Source organism: Sphingorhabdus contaminans, from assembly GCF_007280415.1.
Classification (GTDB): domain Bacteria; phylum Pseudomonadota; class Alphaproteobacteria; order Sphingomonadales; family Sphingomonadaceae; genus Sphingorhabdus_B; species Sphingorhabdus_B contaminans.
On the sequence record NZ_VKKU01000001.1, the window covers coordinates 848198 to 862910 of the forward strand.

14 protein-coding genes are annotated in these 14713 nt (G+C 55.1%); 5 read left to right on the forward strand and 9 right to left on the reverse strand.

From position 1 onward, the window contains the following. Positions 1-68 precede the first annotated feature (68 nt). From FOM92_RS04220 to FOM92_RS04255, 8 genes are read right to left on the reverse strand one after another with little or no spacing between them, the layout of a single operon-like run. Entirely contained in the window at positions 69-1247 is a 1179-nt protein-coding gene (locus FOM92_RS04220) for a molybdopterin molybdotransferase MoeA (protein WP_143775516.1), read from the reverse strand. Beyond that, entirely contained in the window at positions 1241-1717 is a 477-nt protein-coding gene (gene moaC, locus FOM92_RS04225) for a cyclic pyranopterin monophosphate synthase MoaC (protein ID WP_143775517.1), read from the reverse strand. Before moaC ends, FOM92_RS04220 begins: the two co-directional genes overlap by 7 nt. Further along, a complete protein-coding gene (trpC, locus tag FOM92_RS04230) occupies positions 1714-2493 on the reverse strand; it encodes an indole-3-glycerol phosphate synthase TrpC (protein WP_143775518.1) in 780 nt (259 codons plus the stop codon). Before trpC ends, moaC begins: the two co-directional genes overlap by 4 nt. Then, positions 2493-3470, reverse strand: a complete 978-nt coding sequence (gene trpD, locus FOM92_RS04235) for an anthranilate phosphoribosyltransferase (RefSeq protein WP_143775519.1) — start codon at positions 3468-3470, stop codon at positions 2493-2495. Before trpD ends, trpC begins: the two co-directional genes overlap by 1 nt. Then, positions 3467-4051, reverse strand: a complete 585-nt coding sequence (locus FOM92_RS04240; RefSeq protein ID WP_143775520.1) for an anthranilate synthase component II — start codon at positions 4049-4051, stop codon at positions 3467-3469. The genes trpD and FOM92_RS04240 overlap by 4 nt, the downstream gene beginning before the upstream one ends. Positions 4052-4093: 42 nt before the next feature. Then, entirely contained in the window at positions 4094-5158 is a 1065-nt protein-coding gene (locus FOM92_RS04245) for an alpha/beta fold hydrolase (RefSeq protein WP_143775521.1), read from the reverse strand. A 35-nt stretch (positions 5159-5193) separates the two neighbouring features. Further along, the gene (trpE, locus tag FOM92_RS04250) at positions 5194-6669 is read right to left on the reverse strand and encodes an anthranilate synthase component I (protein ID WP_143775522.1); all 1476 of its coding nucleotides are present in this window, start codon (positions 6667-6669) and stop codon (positions 5194-5196) included. After that, positions 6656-8596, reverse strand: coding sequence for a peptidylprolyl isomerase (locus tag FOM92_RS04255; RefSeq protein ID WP_143775523.1), 1941 nt, complete (start codon positions 8594-8596; stop codon positions 6656-6658). Before FOM92_RS04255 ends, trpE begins: the two co-directional genes overlap by 14 nt. A gap of 155 nt (positions 8597-8751) precedes the next feature. Here FOM92_RS04255 and tpiA point away from each other — a divergent pair, with 155 nt between their 5' ends. From tpiA to FOM92_RS04270, 3 genes are all read left to right on the forward strand, one after another. After that, a complete protein-coding gene (gene tpiA / locus FOM92_RS04260) occupies positions 8752-9498 on the forward strand; it encodes a triose-phosphate isomerase (RefSeq protein WP_211347348.1) in 747 nt (248 codons plus the stop codon). An 81-nt stretch (positions 9499-9579) separates the two neighbouring features. Then, on the forward strand, positions 9580-9954 hold the full coding sequence (gene secG / locus FOM92_RS04265; RefSeq protein WP_211347349.1) for a preprotein translocase subunit SecG: 375 nt from the start codon (positions 9580-9582) through the stop codon (positions 9952-9954). A 102-nt stretch (positions 9955-10056) separates the two neighbouring features. After that, entirely contained in the window at positions 10057-11691 is a 1635-nt protein-coding gene (locus tag FOM92_RS04270; RefSeq protein WP_143775525.1) for a CTP synthase, read from the forward strand. A 165-nt stretch (positions 11692-11856) separates the two neighbouring features. Here FOM92_RS04270 and FOM92_RS04275 read toward each other — a convergent pair whose 3' ends face one another. Continuing rightward, complete coding sequence (locus FOM92_RS04275) at positions 11857-12339, reverse strand: Hsp20 family protein (protein WP_143776312.1); 483 nt, start codon at positions 12337-12339, stop codon at positions 11857-11859. A 420-nt stretch (positions 12340-12759) separates the two neighbouring features. On the opposite strand from FOM92_RS04275, the gene FOM92_RS04280 reads away from it, so the two are divergent. Then, a complete protein-coding gene (locus FOM92_RS04280) occupies positions 12760-14010 on the forward strand; it encodes a lipoprotein-releasing ABC transporter permease subunit (protein WP_143775526.1) in 1251 nt (416 codons plus the stop codon). Then, entirely contained in the window at positions 14003-14674 is a 672-nt protein-coding gene (locus FOM92_RS04285) for an ABC transporter ATP-binding protein (RefSeq protein WP_143775527.1), read from the forward strand. The genes FOM92_RS04280 and FOM92_RS04285 overlap by 8 nt, the downstream gene beginning before the upstream one ends. Positions 14675-14713: the final 39 nt, after the last annotated feature.

Consider the following 14713-nt stretch of genomic DNA (forward strand, 5'->3'; position numbering starts at 1 on the left):
ACATGAAAGGAACGATTAGAGAACAAATGCGGTTAAGTCAACTCCCGCTGCCTTGGTGGCGGGCTTCGTTAGTCGATCCTTAAAAACTGGGCCGGTTCGCCGGCATTGCGTGCGGGCGCGTCGACCGGGTTGACCAGAAGAGCATTCGCCTTTGATAGAGGTGTAAGCATTCCGCTATCTTGCCGCGAAAATATTGAAATGAGGCCATTTTCTTCAAATGCTCGGTAGAATTCGACCCGTTTGCCACCCGCGGCAGTAGCTTGAGCCAAGGTGCCGTTAATGTATCTGGGAAGGGGGTCCGCACAGCCAGCCAAATGCCGCACCAATGGAAGTAAAAACAATGTTGCGGTTACATAGGCGGAGGAGGGGTTTCCGGGCAATCCCACTATGATTGTCTTGCCGATTCGGCCGACGATCAGGGGTTTTCCAGGCCGGATCGCCACTTTCCAGAAATCGATCTGCGCGCCCAATCTGCGCAATACGGGCTCCACAAGATCGTGATCGCCCACCGAAGCGCCGCCTGTCGTCACAATAATGTCAGTGTGCAGGCAATTCCGGATTGCTGTTTCGAGTGAATCCATCTGGTCCTCGACTATACCGCAATCTTCGATGTCGCAGGGCAACGCCGACAGCATGGCAGCCAACATCGGGCTGTTGCTGGAGGGGATATGGGCGTCGTCGCATGCTTCGCCCGGTGCACGCAATTCGTCGCCCGAGGCAAGAATGCTGACCTTTGGGCGTCCGCCCACAGACAAAATGCCATAGCCCGCCATAGCGGCCACCGCGACGGCGCCGGGCGTCAGTTTGATGCCTGATTCCAGCAATGTGGAACCTTTGTTGAAGTCACCCCCGGCGCGTCGGATATGCGCAGATGGGCGAAGTGTTTCCGAACCGTGGAGAGATAAAATGTCGCCATCCCGTGTGGCGTCTTCCTGAATCAGCACAGTGTCGCAACCGTCTGGCACATGGGCGCCGGTGAATATCCGTACGGCTTCGCCGGGGCCGACCGCATTATTGAAAGGTCGTCCTGCCGCACTTTCACCAATGACCCGCCACGGACCGGGTTGTGTCGCACTGTGCAACGCATATCCATCCATGGCCGAAAGATCAGCCGCAGGTTGTGTGCGTTTTGCTACCACAGGCTCCGCCAGATAATGACCAATGCATCTGGACAGCGGATAGTGCTGAGACGGCAGGCGCGGAGCCATTGCGAGTAATTGCGAATGCGCTTCTTCGAGGCTCAGCATTCGGGGCGCACCCAGTCTCCGGACTTGCCTCCACTTTTCGTAAGAAGGCGAATATCGGAAATCGTCATGGCCTTATCCAAGGCCTTTGCCATGTCGTAAATGGTCAAAAGCGCCACAGAAACGGCGGTCATCGCTTCCATTTCCACACCGGTCTGACCGGTCAGACGTATGCGGGCTGTCGCCCGGATGGCGTCTGGTTCGAAACTGAAATCCACTGCAATTTTGGAAAGCAGCAACGGATGGCACAAGGGGATAAGTTCGCTCGTCTTCTTCGCGGCCATGATACCCGCGATGCGTGCCGTAGCGAGGACGTCGCCTTTTTTGGCGCTGCCATCCACGATTGCCTGCAATGCCTCGGCCGACATTTCAATGCGGCCTTCGGCCACAGCCTCACGAACGGTGTCCGTTTTGGCTGAAACATCAACCATATGTGCGGCGCCGCTTTCGTCGAGATGCGTCAGTTTCGTCATGCGCCGGTCAATAGCATATGCGTGGCGCTTTCGACATCCTTCTGCCGCATCAAACTCTCGCCAACCAAGAAGGTTCGAACGCCGACCTGAGACATCCGAGCACAATCGGCATGGGTGGAAATACCACTTTCACAAACCAAGAGCACATCAGACGGAACCATTTTTGCCAAACGTTCCGTGGTTGACAGGTCAACATCGAACGTTTTCAAATTCCGATTGTTCACGCCGATCAGTTTAGACTTCAGATGACGGAGCGCGCGTTCCATTTCGCCTTCGTCATGCACTTCAACCAGAACGTCCAGATTTTGTGCGACAGCTGCCAGTTCGATTTCGCGCATCTGGTTGTCATCCAAGGCAGCAACAATGATCAGAATTGCGTCGGCACCCATCGCTCTTGCTTCATCACATTGCCACGGATCGACCATGAAATCCTTGCGGATGACGGGCAAATCACAAGCGGCCCGTGCCGCGATCAGATAATCTTCATGTCCCTGAAAATAGGGGGCGTCTGTCAAGACCGACAGGCACGCCGCACCGCCCGCTTGATAGGACTTTGCATGGGCCGCCGGATTGAAATCCTCGCGGATCAGGCCTTTGGAGGGACTCGCCTTTTTAATCTCCGCGATCAGGGCAAATCCGGTCTGTGCACGCGCCCGCAACGCTGCTTCAAAACCGCGAACGGGCGAGGGCAAAGGCCAGTGTCCCAATCCCTTGGGCTTCCGCGCGGCGACTTCGCCAACTTTTGTGGCGCAGATTTCGGCAAGTTTATCGGACATCAGTAGGCAATCCAGCAGTCTAAAAGTGCCTTGGCCAGCCCTTTGTCGATGGCCTCGGCCGCTTCTTCGACGCCGGATTGCCAATCATGCGCATGCCCTGCCACCATGAGAGCGGCGGACGCGTTCAACAATACCGCGTCGCGATAGGCACCGGCTTCGCCGTCAAGCAAACGCATCAGTGCAGCAGCATTAAAGGCCGCATCACCGCCACGCAGATCTTCCATAGGATGATATGCCAACCCCGCGCTTTCCGGCGTAATTCGCTCTACATACTGGCCAATCCGATGGACGCTGCTGGGGCCTGAAATGGACAGTTCATCCAAGGGTTCGTCGCCCGCAACCAGCATCGCATCATCATAGTCAAGCAATTCGAGTGCACCGGCATAGACCGGCAAAAAATCGGGCCGGGCCACACCGATCAACTGCCGTTTTACTCTTGCGGGATTCGCCGCAGGGCCGGTCAGATTAAATATGGTGCGCTTACCGATGGCTTTGCGGATTGGCGCAAGGGGCGCGAGCGCAGGATGGTGCTTTTGCGCAAACAGAAAGCAAATACCCAGATCGGCGAGTGTGGCCTCTGCGGTATCGCTCGCCCGGTCGAGATTTAACCCTAAAGCTTCCAATGTATCCGCGGCGCCTGCCTTGGAAGAAGCTGCACGATTGCCATGTTTTGCAACAGGAACCTCGCACGACGCAACCACGATCGCGACAGCGGTTGATATATTCAAACTATGGCTACCATCACCCCCGGTGCCGCATACATCAATGACCCCTTCGGGAGCGGAAATTGCCTTCATTCTTTTGCGCATCTCGCGCACGGCAGCAGCAATTTCGATGCTGGTCTCATCGCGGTCCGACATAATGGTCAGGAAATTCTGGATGTCCGGCGCGGCGACCTCGCCATCCAGGATCGCCGCAAAGGCTTCAGCAGCCAGTTCGGCGGTAAGCGGCCGAGACGCGTCGGGCAGGGTCTTCATACCCGTTCCTTTACCGCAATTCCCGCAATACGCATAAAATTGGACAGCATTGCATGGCCATGCTCCGTTGCTATACTTTCCGGATGGAATTGCACGCCGTGGATCGGCAAGGTTTCGTGCCGGAATCCCATTACATGGCCATCGTCGCTGGTCGCGTTAACGACAAGCTGGGCAGGTATGTTTTCAACAATCAATGAGTGGTACCGCGTCGCGGTGAAGGGTGATGGCAAGCCGGTAAACAAGCCGGAGCCGTCATGGGTAACAGGCGATGTCTTGCCATGCATCAGACCGCCGCGGGAAACAGTGCCGCCAAAGTGCTGGCCGATAGTCTGATGGCCAAGACATACCCCGAGCAAGGGCTTGCCTGCGTCGGCACACGCTGCGACGAGATCCAGACTGACCCCCGCCTCGTTGGGCGTTTTTGGCCCAGGTGAAATAAGAAATGCCTGCGCACCCGATGACAACGCCTGACCTGCCGACATGGCGTCATTACGGACGACCTCAACCTCAGCACCAAGTTCCATTAGATAATGGACGAGATTCCACGTGAAGCTGTCATAATTGTCGATAACAAGGATCATGCGCGTGGCCCTAGCGCCTTTATATCGTGGGTGGAAGAGGCACTATTGCGCTAATAATCGAGCCAAATCGTCTTTCCAGAATTTGGCCCATGTATGGGTGCCATGCCCCTTCGTTTCCGGGCTCGCCGGGATGAGTATGAATTTGGCGGTCGGCATCCTCTTCATCGCCTGTTCGGTGATGCCATAGTTGAAGGGATTAATGAAATCGTCCGCCGAATTGATCCAGAGCATGGGTGTCCGGATCTTTTCCAGATGTGGCCAGGGATTGTAGGTTCGCGAGGAATCGAGCTGGTAAATGATGTCATTGGCATCGTTACGAAAAACGGTTCGTTGAAACGCCTCCTCCAGATATTTCTCTGCTGCGTCGCGGGTCGGATATTGTGCCTGCAAAGCAAGCGGATTTGCACCGGCGATGATCGAAAGCGACGCTGCTGTGCGCAATCCTGCCATGGGAGGAGTCGTATAGTTGCCGCCCTGCCATGCCGGGTCCGTCTTGATCGCTTCCATCGACAATTTGCGCCACATGCGGTTTTGGCCGGCAATTTCCACGGGCAGGCACGCAAATGGTGCCAGTTTTTCAACGGCATCCGGATATCGCGTTGCCCATACAAAGCCGTGCATGCAGCCCATAGAGGTGCCCAATATCAGCTTAAGCTTTTTGATACCGAGATTTTCCGTGACCAGCCTGTACTGGGCAGTGACCATGTCATCATAATCATATTTCGGAAAAGCCATCCGCAATCCGTCACTGGGTTTGGACGATTGGCCATGGCCAATATTGTCGGGCAGGATGATAAAGTAGCGGGCCGTATCAAGCACCTGTCCCGGGCCAAATAATTCATTGGCGAACTGGGGCTGGAAAAACTGCTTTCCCGTGCCTCCGGTACCGTGCAGGATCATCACCGCATTGGTGATATTCCCGTCCTTGTCGCGTTTGGGCGTACCAAGGCTTGTATAATGGATTTTTAGTTCGGACAGCTTTTCCCCGGTGCCGAAGGCGAAATCACTGAAGACCGCATCGTTCTCGGTCGAGGCCGGTATTTGGGCCTGGGCGGGCGAAGAGAGCATTGTAAAAATGCCAAGCGAGGAAAGTAGTAATTTGCGCATCCGGTTATGCTAACGGGCTATCCCGAGAGGTCAAGCTATTGCCCGAACTGGGCTTCTCCTGCGACGCGGATGGCCTCGCGCGCGGCGGCGATCAAGGCGCCTGCCTTCGCTTCACACTCCCGCTGTTCATATTCCGGGTTGCTATCGGCAACGATACCGGCTCCCGCCTGCATATGCATGATGCCGTCTTTGACCACCGCCGTTCGCAGAACGATGCAACTGTCCATATCGCCATTAGGTGAAAAATAGCCAACGCCCCCTGCATAGGCACCGCGCGTTTCGGGTTCCAGTTCGGCGATAATTTCACACGCCCGCACTTTGGGTGCACCACTGACAGTGCCTGCGGGGAAGCCGGCAAACAGTGCGTCGATGGCGTCCTTGTCGTCCGCAAGCTCGCCTACGACATTGGACACGATGTGCATAACATGGCTGTAAAACTCGACCATATAGCTATCGGTGACCGTTACGCTGCCCCCCTTAGTAACGCGGCCGACGTCGTTGCGTCCCAAATCAAGTAACATCAGATGTTCGGCCCGCTCTTTCGGGTCGGCAAGCAAAGAGGCCTTGTTTTCCGCATCCTCGATGCTGTTCTTACCCCTCGGTCTTGTGCCCGCAATAGGCCGGATAGTGACTTCACCGCCACGGGCACGCACGAGTATTTCCGGACTTGAGCCAATCAGCGCAAAACCGGGAAGGTCGATGAAATAGAGGAAGGGGGACGGATTAATACGACGCAGCGCGCGATAGAGGTCGATTGGGGGCAGGGCAAAAGGCGCCGTAAAACGCTGGGCCAGAACAACCTGAAAGATATCACCCGCTTCGATATAATCCTTGGCCTTTGCAACCATTGTTCCGTATTTTCCGGCGGGCAACACCGGATTAAGCTGGACCGATTGCGGATCAAATTGTTCGGAGCCGGACAGATTTTTTACGATGGCCGCATCCAGTTGCCGTTCGGTTTCATCCAGACGCTCATGCGCCAAAGCGACAGCTTTTGCGTCATCAGCGCCTGTCCACACCGGCGACACCAGAAACATTTCATCCTTCAAACGGTCGAACACCAGTATGACTGTCGGCCGCACAAAGAGCATATCAGGCAATTCCAGCGAGGACTGGACCGCACGTGGCAGTTTTTCCACAAGGCCTATGGTTTCATAACCAAAATAGCCGACCAGGCAGGCGAGCGCAGGTGGCAGTTCCGGTGGTACATCCATGCGGCACCGGGTTGCCAGCGCGCGCAACGCATCCAGCGCCGGCAAAGGATCGGGTTCGAAAGCGTCCCGTTTGCTTAACCAATTCCGATTGATTTCGGCATTCTGGCCTTGCGCACGAAACACCAGGTCAGGAGCCAGTCCAATCAGGCTATGGCGGCCACGCGTTTCTCCGCCTTCAACCGATTCCAGGATAAAATCACCGCGCTCGGGCTCGAATAGCTTAAGTGCTGCAGATACCGGCGTTTCGGTATCTGCAATACGCTTACGCCAGACAAGAGCGGGTTTAGTTGTTGTCACGGTTGGTCAGGCGCGCCCGAAGTTCGGCGATGCCGTCGTCATTTTTCTTGACGCCCACATCCTTGGCAGCGGCCGCAATCAATTGTGCACCATATTCGGTCTGTAGCAGACCCGAAATTTCCTGTTTGCGTGCACGCAACATTTCGGCATTCCCGCTGGCGTCGCCTTTTACGACATCGGTCAGGTGCACGACATACCAACCACGGTTGCCGCCACCCTGCAATATTTTCGCTGTTCCCTTTTTCATCGCGAACATCATCGATAGCGGCGGTGCGATAGGCTGTCCCTGGCGCGAGAGATCGGCGCGGGTTCCCTTAATGGATTCGACCTGGGCACCCTGAATATTGGCGGCAGCCAAGGCCGCCTGAAGTGGTTGCCCGCCGTCAACGGCTTTGCGGATCCGGTCGGCGGCAGCGCGTGCGCTCTTTGCCCCTTCGGCAAGTGCCCATTGCTGCTGCACGATGGGACGCACGTCGGCGAGGGGGGGAGGGGCCGCTTCGTCAAAATCGGCCACGGCGATCATTGCAAATTTTTCGCCCGGCACAATTTCAACTAGCTGCGCTTCCCCATTGGTATCCAGTTGGAAAGCCGCCGGTAAAATCACCTGCATTTCAGGTATCGGTTTGTAGCCGGGGTTGGCGGTATTCTGCCCATTGGCCAGCAGTTTGGGCGATGTTTCAACCTTCAGGCCATTTTGCTTTGCCATATCGGTGATCGTCGCACCGTCGGCGAAGGAATCTTCGATTTCGGCCGTCATTTCCGTCAGCATCTCTTCGCTGCGCGTTTTAGTAAGCTCGGTCTCGATTTCTGCTCGGGCGGCAGCAAGCGATTTTGCAGCCACCTGATTGATCGCATCGACCCGAACGACCGTCCAGCCCAGCTTACCGCGTGCCGGTTTCGCAATGGTGCCTTTCGCGGCAGCGAAGACAGCGTCGGCAACAGCGGGAGATGCCGTTCCTGCCAGATTTGCTTTTGCAACATTGTTGGATGTGGTTACGGCAAGGCCAAGTCCATTTGCTACCTCGGCAAGCGATTTTCCGGCATTTACTTGCGCAACAACCGATTTTGCAGCCGCTTCTGTAGGTACGATGACCTGGCTGATATTTCGCGTTTGGGATGCGGCGTATTTGGCGGCATTTGCCTTATAATATGCCGCAATGTCTGCCTCGGATGGTTTTGCACGCGTGGCGATAATGGATTTGTCAAAAATCGCATAACTGATCGCCCGCTTTTCCGGGATCGTGAACTTGGCAGCATTGTCGTTATAATATTTCACCAAAACCGCTTCGCTAGGCGGATTTTGCGGAAAAAATGCCGTTGACGGAATGGATGCGACCTGACCCGAACGCTGCTCCAAAACAAGCGACGCATAGGGCAAAACCATGCCGTCGGGTGCTGGCGGGCCGCTGGCTGCTGTCGGAATGATCTGCTGCGCAAACAGATTTTGCGTAATATCATCACGGATCGCTTGCTCACTTACACCGATTTGCTGCGCAAAGGCGCGAAAAGCCTCGGCACTGAACTTGCCATCCAGCCCCATAGCGCCCGGGAGTTTCCGGATTTCCGAACCCACCAGACGATCACTGACCGCTACTCCATATCGCGATGCGAATTCGGCGAGGGCATAACGGTTGATAAGCTGCTCCAGAGTGGAATCGAGCCCGCCTCCTTCAACGAAATTGGCCATATCCAAAGTTGGGTTATTCTGACGCTCGGCCCGCAATCTATTGTCGAGCGCATCGTTCAATTCGCCCAAGGTGATATTGCGGTCGCCAACACGGGCAACATTTCCGCCACTAAGTCCGCCAAAGCTGCTTGATCCCGTTACATCCCCCAATGCGAATGCAATGGCGATCATCCCTACAAAGAGGAGTGCAATCACTGCCCCGAATTTAGAATTGATTAGCGAACGGATGGAACTGATCATGAACTGCGATTTCCCGACAAGTGGCGCGGATGCGTTGAATTTCGTGTCGCTTTAGGCGGCAAGGCACCGGCAATCAAGGGATAGACTTGCAGGAAATGCGGAAACGAGGGCATAGCGCGCTCAGAATCGGGATTATGCCAAACAGGAGCGGGATTATGCGCAAGTTTATTGTCGGTAATTGGAAGATGAACGGGACATCGTCAGACCTCTCCGAAATTGAGGCGATTGCGACAATGTCGGCCAACTATAAGACTTCAGTCGACAGTGCTTTATGTCTACCGGCGACATTAATTGATCGCGCAACCTCGCTTTTGCCTGCGTTTACTTTGGGAGGGCAGGACTGTCATATGCAGGTGTCCGGGGCCCATACCGGTTGCGTGTCGGCGGCAATGCTGGCCGATGCGGGCGCTACGCTGACACTGGTCGGACATAGTGAACGTCGCGCCGGACAGAATGAGAGCGATGCAGATATCCGTGGTAAAGCGGCTGCAGCGCATGTTGCCGGGTTGAAGGTCATTATTTGCGTGGGCGAAACACTGGAAGAACGTGACGCCGGCAAGGCCTTGGACATCGTTCTGGACCAGGTGCAGAAATCGGTGCCGGATAATGCGGCATCTGATTGGCTCAGCATTGCTTACGAACCTGTTTGGGCAATTGGTACGGGGCGCATACCCGAAGACTCGGATGTTGCCGAAATGCACGGAGCGATAAGGGAACAGCTTGTTGCCCGCTTTGGCATTGATGGCGAGAGCATGTCGATACTTTATGGCGGTTCAATGAATGGCGACAATGCCGCGATGCTTATGGCTATTCCAAATGTCGATGGCGGGCTGATCGGAGGTGCGAGCCTGACAGCTGCAAAATTCGAACCTATTTTGGCAGCAGCCGCAAAATCCGCTTAAGAGCATTGAAGATTGCAGGTGCGGTCGCTATGTGGGCCGCATCAACGGCAGACCGCCACATTTAACTGTTCGGAATTATTCATGGGTATTTTCCATTTCCTCATCGTCGTGCAGGCAATCATTGCAGCCTCTCTGGTCGGTGTAATCCTGATGCAGCGTTCCGAAGGTGGCGGTCTTGGCATGGGTGGTAGCCCGTCCGGCCTGATGTCGGCACGTGGTGCTGCCGATTTTATGACGCGTTTGACGACCATTTTGGCAACTTTGTTCATCCTGCTGTCTATCTCGCTCGCTTTTGTGGCAGCGCGTGAAGGTGGCACCGCAAAGATCGATACCTCGCTTGAGCGTACCGAAGTTCCCGCAGTGCCGACGGCGCCTTCGACCGCTGCTCCCGCTGCAGGCACCCCTGCACCTGCGGAACAGACGGCACCTGCAACTGAGGTTCCTCTCGACAAATAATCCGGTCGAACGCCTAAAATCGTTTTTTGCACATATTTATTTACGCAGGATAGATTCGCCCGCTTGTCTTTTTCGCTAAAGGCGGCTTAGGCCTTTACCCCCATGGCACGGTTCATTTTCATCACCGGTGGCGTGGTCTCCTCGCTTGGCAAAGGTCTTATGGCGGCATCGCTCGCGGCCCTTTTGCAGGCGCGTGGATACCGCGTACGCATCCGCAAATTCGATCCCTATCTCAATGTCGATCCGGGCACGATGTCGCCCTATCAACATGGCGAAGTCTACGTCACCGATGATGGTGCGGAAACTGACCTCGATTTGGGGCATTATGAACGTTTCACAGGCGTGTCCGCACGCCAGTCGGACAACATCACTTCTGGCCGCATTTACCAGACAATCATCCAGAAAGAACGGCGCGGAGACTATCTGGGCGCAACGGTGCAGGTGATCCCGCATGTGACCGACGCCATCAAAGAATTTGCAAAAGCCGAGACCGATGATCTGGATTTCGTCCTATGCGAAATTGGGGGCACTGTAGGCGATATCGAATCGCTGCCCTTTATTGAGGCTATCCGGCAATTGCGTAACGAATTGGGGCGGGAACGGACATTATCGGTCCATGTCACACTGGTCCCCTACATTGCCGCAGCAGGCGAGCTGAAAACCAAACCTACGCAGCATAGCGTCCGCGAGTTGACGTCGTTGGGGATTCAGCCGGATATTCTTCTTTGCCGGTGCGAGCATCCGCTACCCGATAATGAGCGCGCAAAGATTGCTGCCTTTTGTAACGTCCGAAAAGAGGCGGTTATCCCGGCGCTCGATGCGAAGAGCATCTATGCCGTTCCTCTGCAATATCATGCCGAAGGTCTTGATAACGAAGTCTTGCACGCCTTTGGCCTGGATTATTCGGGTGAGCCGGACCTGTCTCGCTGGGAAGATATCATAGAGCGCCAGTCAAACCCGGAAGGCGAGGTTACCATTGGCGTTGTGGGCAAATATGTTGGCCTGGCCGACGCCTACAAATCGTTGAACGAGGCGCTTGTCCATGGCGGATTGGCCAATCGGGTCAAGGTCAACATAAAATGGATAGATGCCGAGTTATTCGCGCAGTCCGAAGCCGAAATTGCGGCCGCGCTTGAACCCATGCACGCTATTCTGGTGCCGGGCGGATTTGGCGAACGCGGATCGGAAGGCAAAATCGCATCGGTTAAATTTGCGCGTGAACGGCAAGTGCCGTTTTTCGGCATCTGTCTGGGCATGCAAATGGCCTGTATCGAAGGCGCGCGCAACACAGCCGGAATTGCCAAAGCATCAAGCACGGAATTTGGCCCGACGGACGAACCTGTTGTGGGGATAATTACCGAATGGATGGCCGAAGAAGGTCTGCAGAAGCGAGAGGCTGGGGGCGATCTAGGCGGCACCATGCGGCTTGGCGCCTATGATGCAAAGCTGAGCGGCAACAGCCATGTGGCCAACATTTACGGCGCAAATGAAATTTCGGAACGCCATCGTCATCGTTATGAAGTAAACGTCCATTACAAGGACGCTCTGGAATCGGGGGGACTGGTTTTCAGCGGCATGTCGCCAGACGGAGAACTGCCTGAAATTGTCGAACGTCCGGAACATCCCTGGTTCATCGGGGTTCAGTTTCATCCGGAGCTGAAGTCGAAGCCTTTCGCTCCACATCCTTTATTCGCAAGCTTTGTCGAAGCTGCGGTCAAGCAAAGTCGTTTGGTTTGATAAGAAAATATTGACACATTGGCGTTAACGCATGTTGTTGTAACGGGGTGTCAATTCAGTTTCATATCCAGTGGGCCCAATTGCGACCCGGGCTGATTGGATGGGAAGGGCGCATATGTGCCCGGGGCGGTCGAGAAGTCGACCGCCCCGAACCATTTTCCTAAATCAGGCGACCTTGGAGCCCTTTTTCTTCGAATCATCATGTTCGATGACGGTGGGGATCGTCTGCTTGCCGATCTCGATCTTGCGCGGCTTCAATGCTTCCGGGACTTCACGGACCAAGGAAATCAACAACAGACCGTCGGCCATGTCGGCGTTGGTCACGTGGATATGGTCAGCCAGTTGGAAACGCCGTTCAAAATTTCGGCTCGCAATTCCCATGTGCAGGAAGTCACGATTGTCGTTGCTATCGGCATGCTTGCTGCCGGTCACGACAAGCAGGTTCTGCTGCGCGGTGATTTCGATTTCGTCGGGCTTGAAACCGGCGACAGCTACGGTGACTTGATAGTCGTTTTCGCCGGTCCGTTCGATATTGAACGGCGGATAATTTTCATTCTGGGCGATGCGTCCTGTGTTCTCAAGCAGCTCAAACAGGCGATCAAAGCCAACGGTGTTGCGACGGTAGGGGGTAAAATCAAAACGGTTCATGTCAAATTCTCCATCAAGCAATTTGGTTTTTTGCAGGCCCATAGCGGCACCTGCGGTCATGTCCGGACCCTTTTGGGCGTCCGAATGACAAGATGGTAAAGTCGGGAAATATTTCAAGAGGTCAAAAAACAAGGCCGCCCGAAAAATCGGACGGCCTCGCTCTGCAGCTTTGCTAGCGCAATATTTTCAGTCCTCTACCGATCCCCATCGGCGGGTCTGATTTTTCCCCCTGAACCCTCGGCCACATTGCGGTCGACGAATTCAACCGCCTTTTCCGCTCTAGACCGATTCTTTGCAAATGGAACCGGAGGTGAGACAGCGCTTTTTCAAAAGCTGTTGCAAGGCTGCAACAACGCTTGCCAGCGGCTTTGGCGACTCCTAAGAGCGCAACATGCCTGAAATGCTGAATAAAGACGCCTTATGATCCTCTCGCGTTACGAACGGATGGTCGCCCGCCGGTATCTCTTGCCGAACAAGGGCGAGGGATTCATTTTCCTGGTTGCGAGCATCAGTCTGGTTGCCGTCGCTTTGGGGGTTGCCGCCCTCATCATCGTCATGAGTGTGATGAACGGGTTCCGCGCGGAGCTTTTTGACAAAATTGTTGGCTTGAACGGGCACGCTGTTGTTCAGGGATATGGCGGACGCTTACAGGATTGGCGCCAGGTTTTGAAAGATGTACGCGCTACGCCTGGCGTTACCAGTGCGACGGCCCTGATCGAGCAGCCATTGCTGACGACCTACGAAGGACGGGTGGAGGCCATCCTTGCCCGCGGGATGTCGGTGCAGGATATCCAGAATAACGAAACCCTTGGCGGTAAAACCGTAGCCGGTGAACTTGGCGCGCTGCGCGCTGACGAAGACAAGGTCGCCATTGGTTCCCGCCTTGCCCAAAATTTGGGTGTTCAGGTTGGCCAGAGCATCACAATCATCAATCCGGCGGGACGAACGACGCCATTCGGTACTGTCCCGCGCGAGATTTCCTATGAAGTCGCAGCCATTTTCGAAGTTGGTGTCTATGATTATGACAAGGCCTTTGTCATCATGCCGATCGAACGCGCGCAGATTTTGATGCTGCTGGGTGACGAAGTCGGCATGATCGAGATCAAGACAAATGACCCGGACAAGGTGAATGAAATTCTGCGTCCGCTGTTGCACAAGATCGAGAATAAGGCGCTGATCGTCGACTGGAAAAGTATGAACGCATCCCTGTTCGAGGCGCTGGCGGTCGAACGGGTTGCCATGTTCGTGGTTTTGTCGATCATCGTGCTTGTGGCGGTGTTCAATATCCTGTCATCGCTCATCATGCTTGTACGCGCAAAGACGCGGGATATCGCGATATTGCGGACGATGGGTGCGTCGCGGAAATCCTTGTTGCGTATCTTCATGATGGTTGGGCTACTCATCGGGTCGGCGGGTATCGTGCTGGGCTTGATATTGGGGGCGGTGTTTCTGTATTTCCGGCAGTCGGTGGTCAATTTTGTGCAATTTGTCACGGGTCAGAATCTGTGGGATCCATCCATACGCTTTCTGACCGAATTGCCTTCCCGGACGGATCCGATGGAGGTTCTCGCAATTTGTGGACTGGCCCTGCTTTTCAGCTTCTTGGCTACCCTATACCCGGCTTTGAAAGCCGCCAGCACCGATCCGGTCCAGGTTTTGCGCTATGAGTAAAATTGTCGAAATATCCGATCTTCGCCGCGAATTCGTTCAGGGCGACGTTACTATTGAGGTCCTTCGGGGAATCAATCTGTCCGTGGGCGATGGAGAGCTTGTCGCACTTCTGGGTCCTTCCGGATCAGGGAAATCAACCTTGTTGCAAGCGATCGGGCTGCTGGAAGGCGGCTTTGAAGGTTCAATCCGACTCGACAATGAAGAGGTCAGTGCGAGCAGCGTGGACCGGCAGACCGAAATCCGGCGCGAGAAGCTGGGGTTTGTGTACCAGTTTCACCATTTGCTTCCCGATTTCGACGCCTTGGAAAATGTCGTTCTGCCGCAGTTGATTGCAGACGCGGCACCCGATCAAGCCGAGGATCGGGCAAAGCATCTTCTCGGGAAATTGGGTCTGGCTGAACGCTTGCACCATCGACCGGCAAAGCTGTCAGGCGGGGAACAGCAACGCGTGGCGGTTGCTCGCGCACTGGCGAACCGCCCCAAACTGGTTCTCGCCGACGAACCGACCGGTAATCTGGACGAGCATACCGCCGATATTGTTCTGGGCGAATTTATGGAACTTGTTCGGGGTGAAGGTTCGGCAGCGATCGTTGCGACACATAATGAGCGGTTGGCCGCCAAGATGGATCGTGTGTTCCGGTTGCACGAAGGTGTGCTAACATAGGCAACGTCTTGGACGAGTTATTCAGCAGGAGGAATGGAA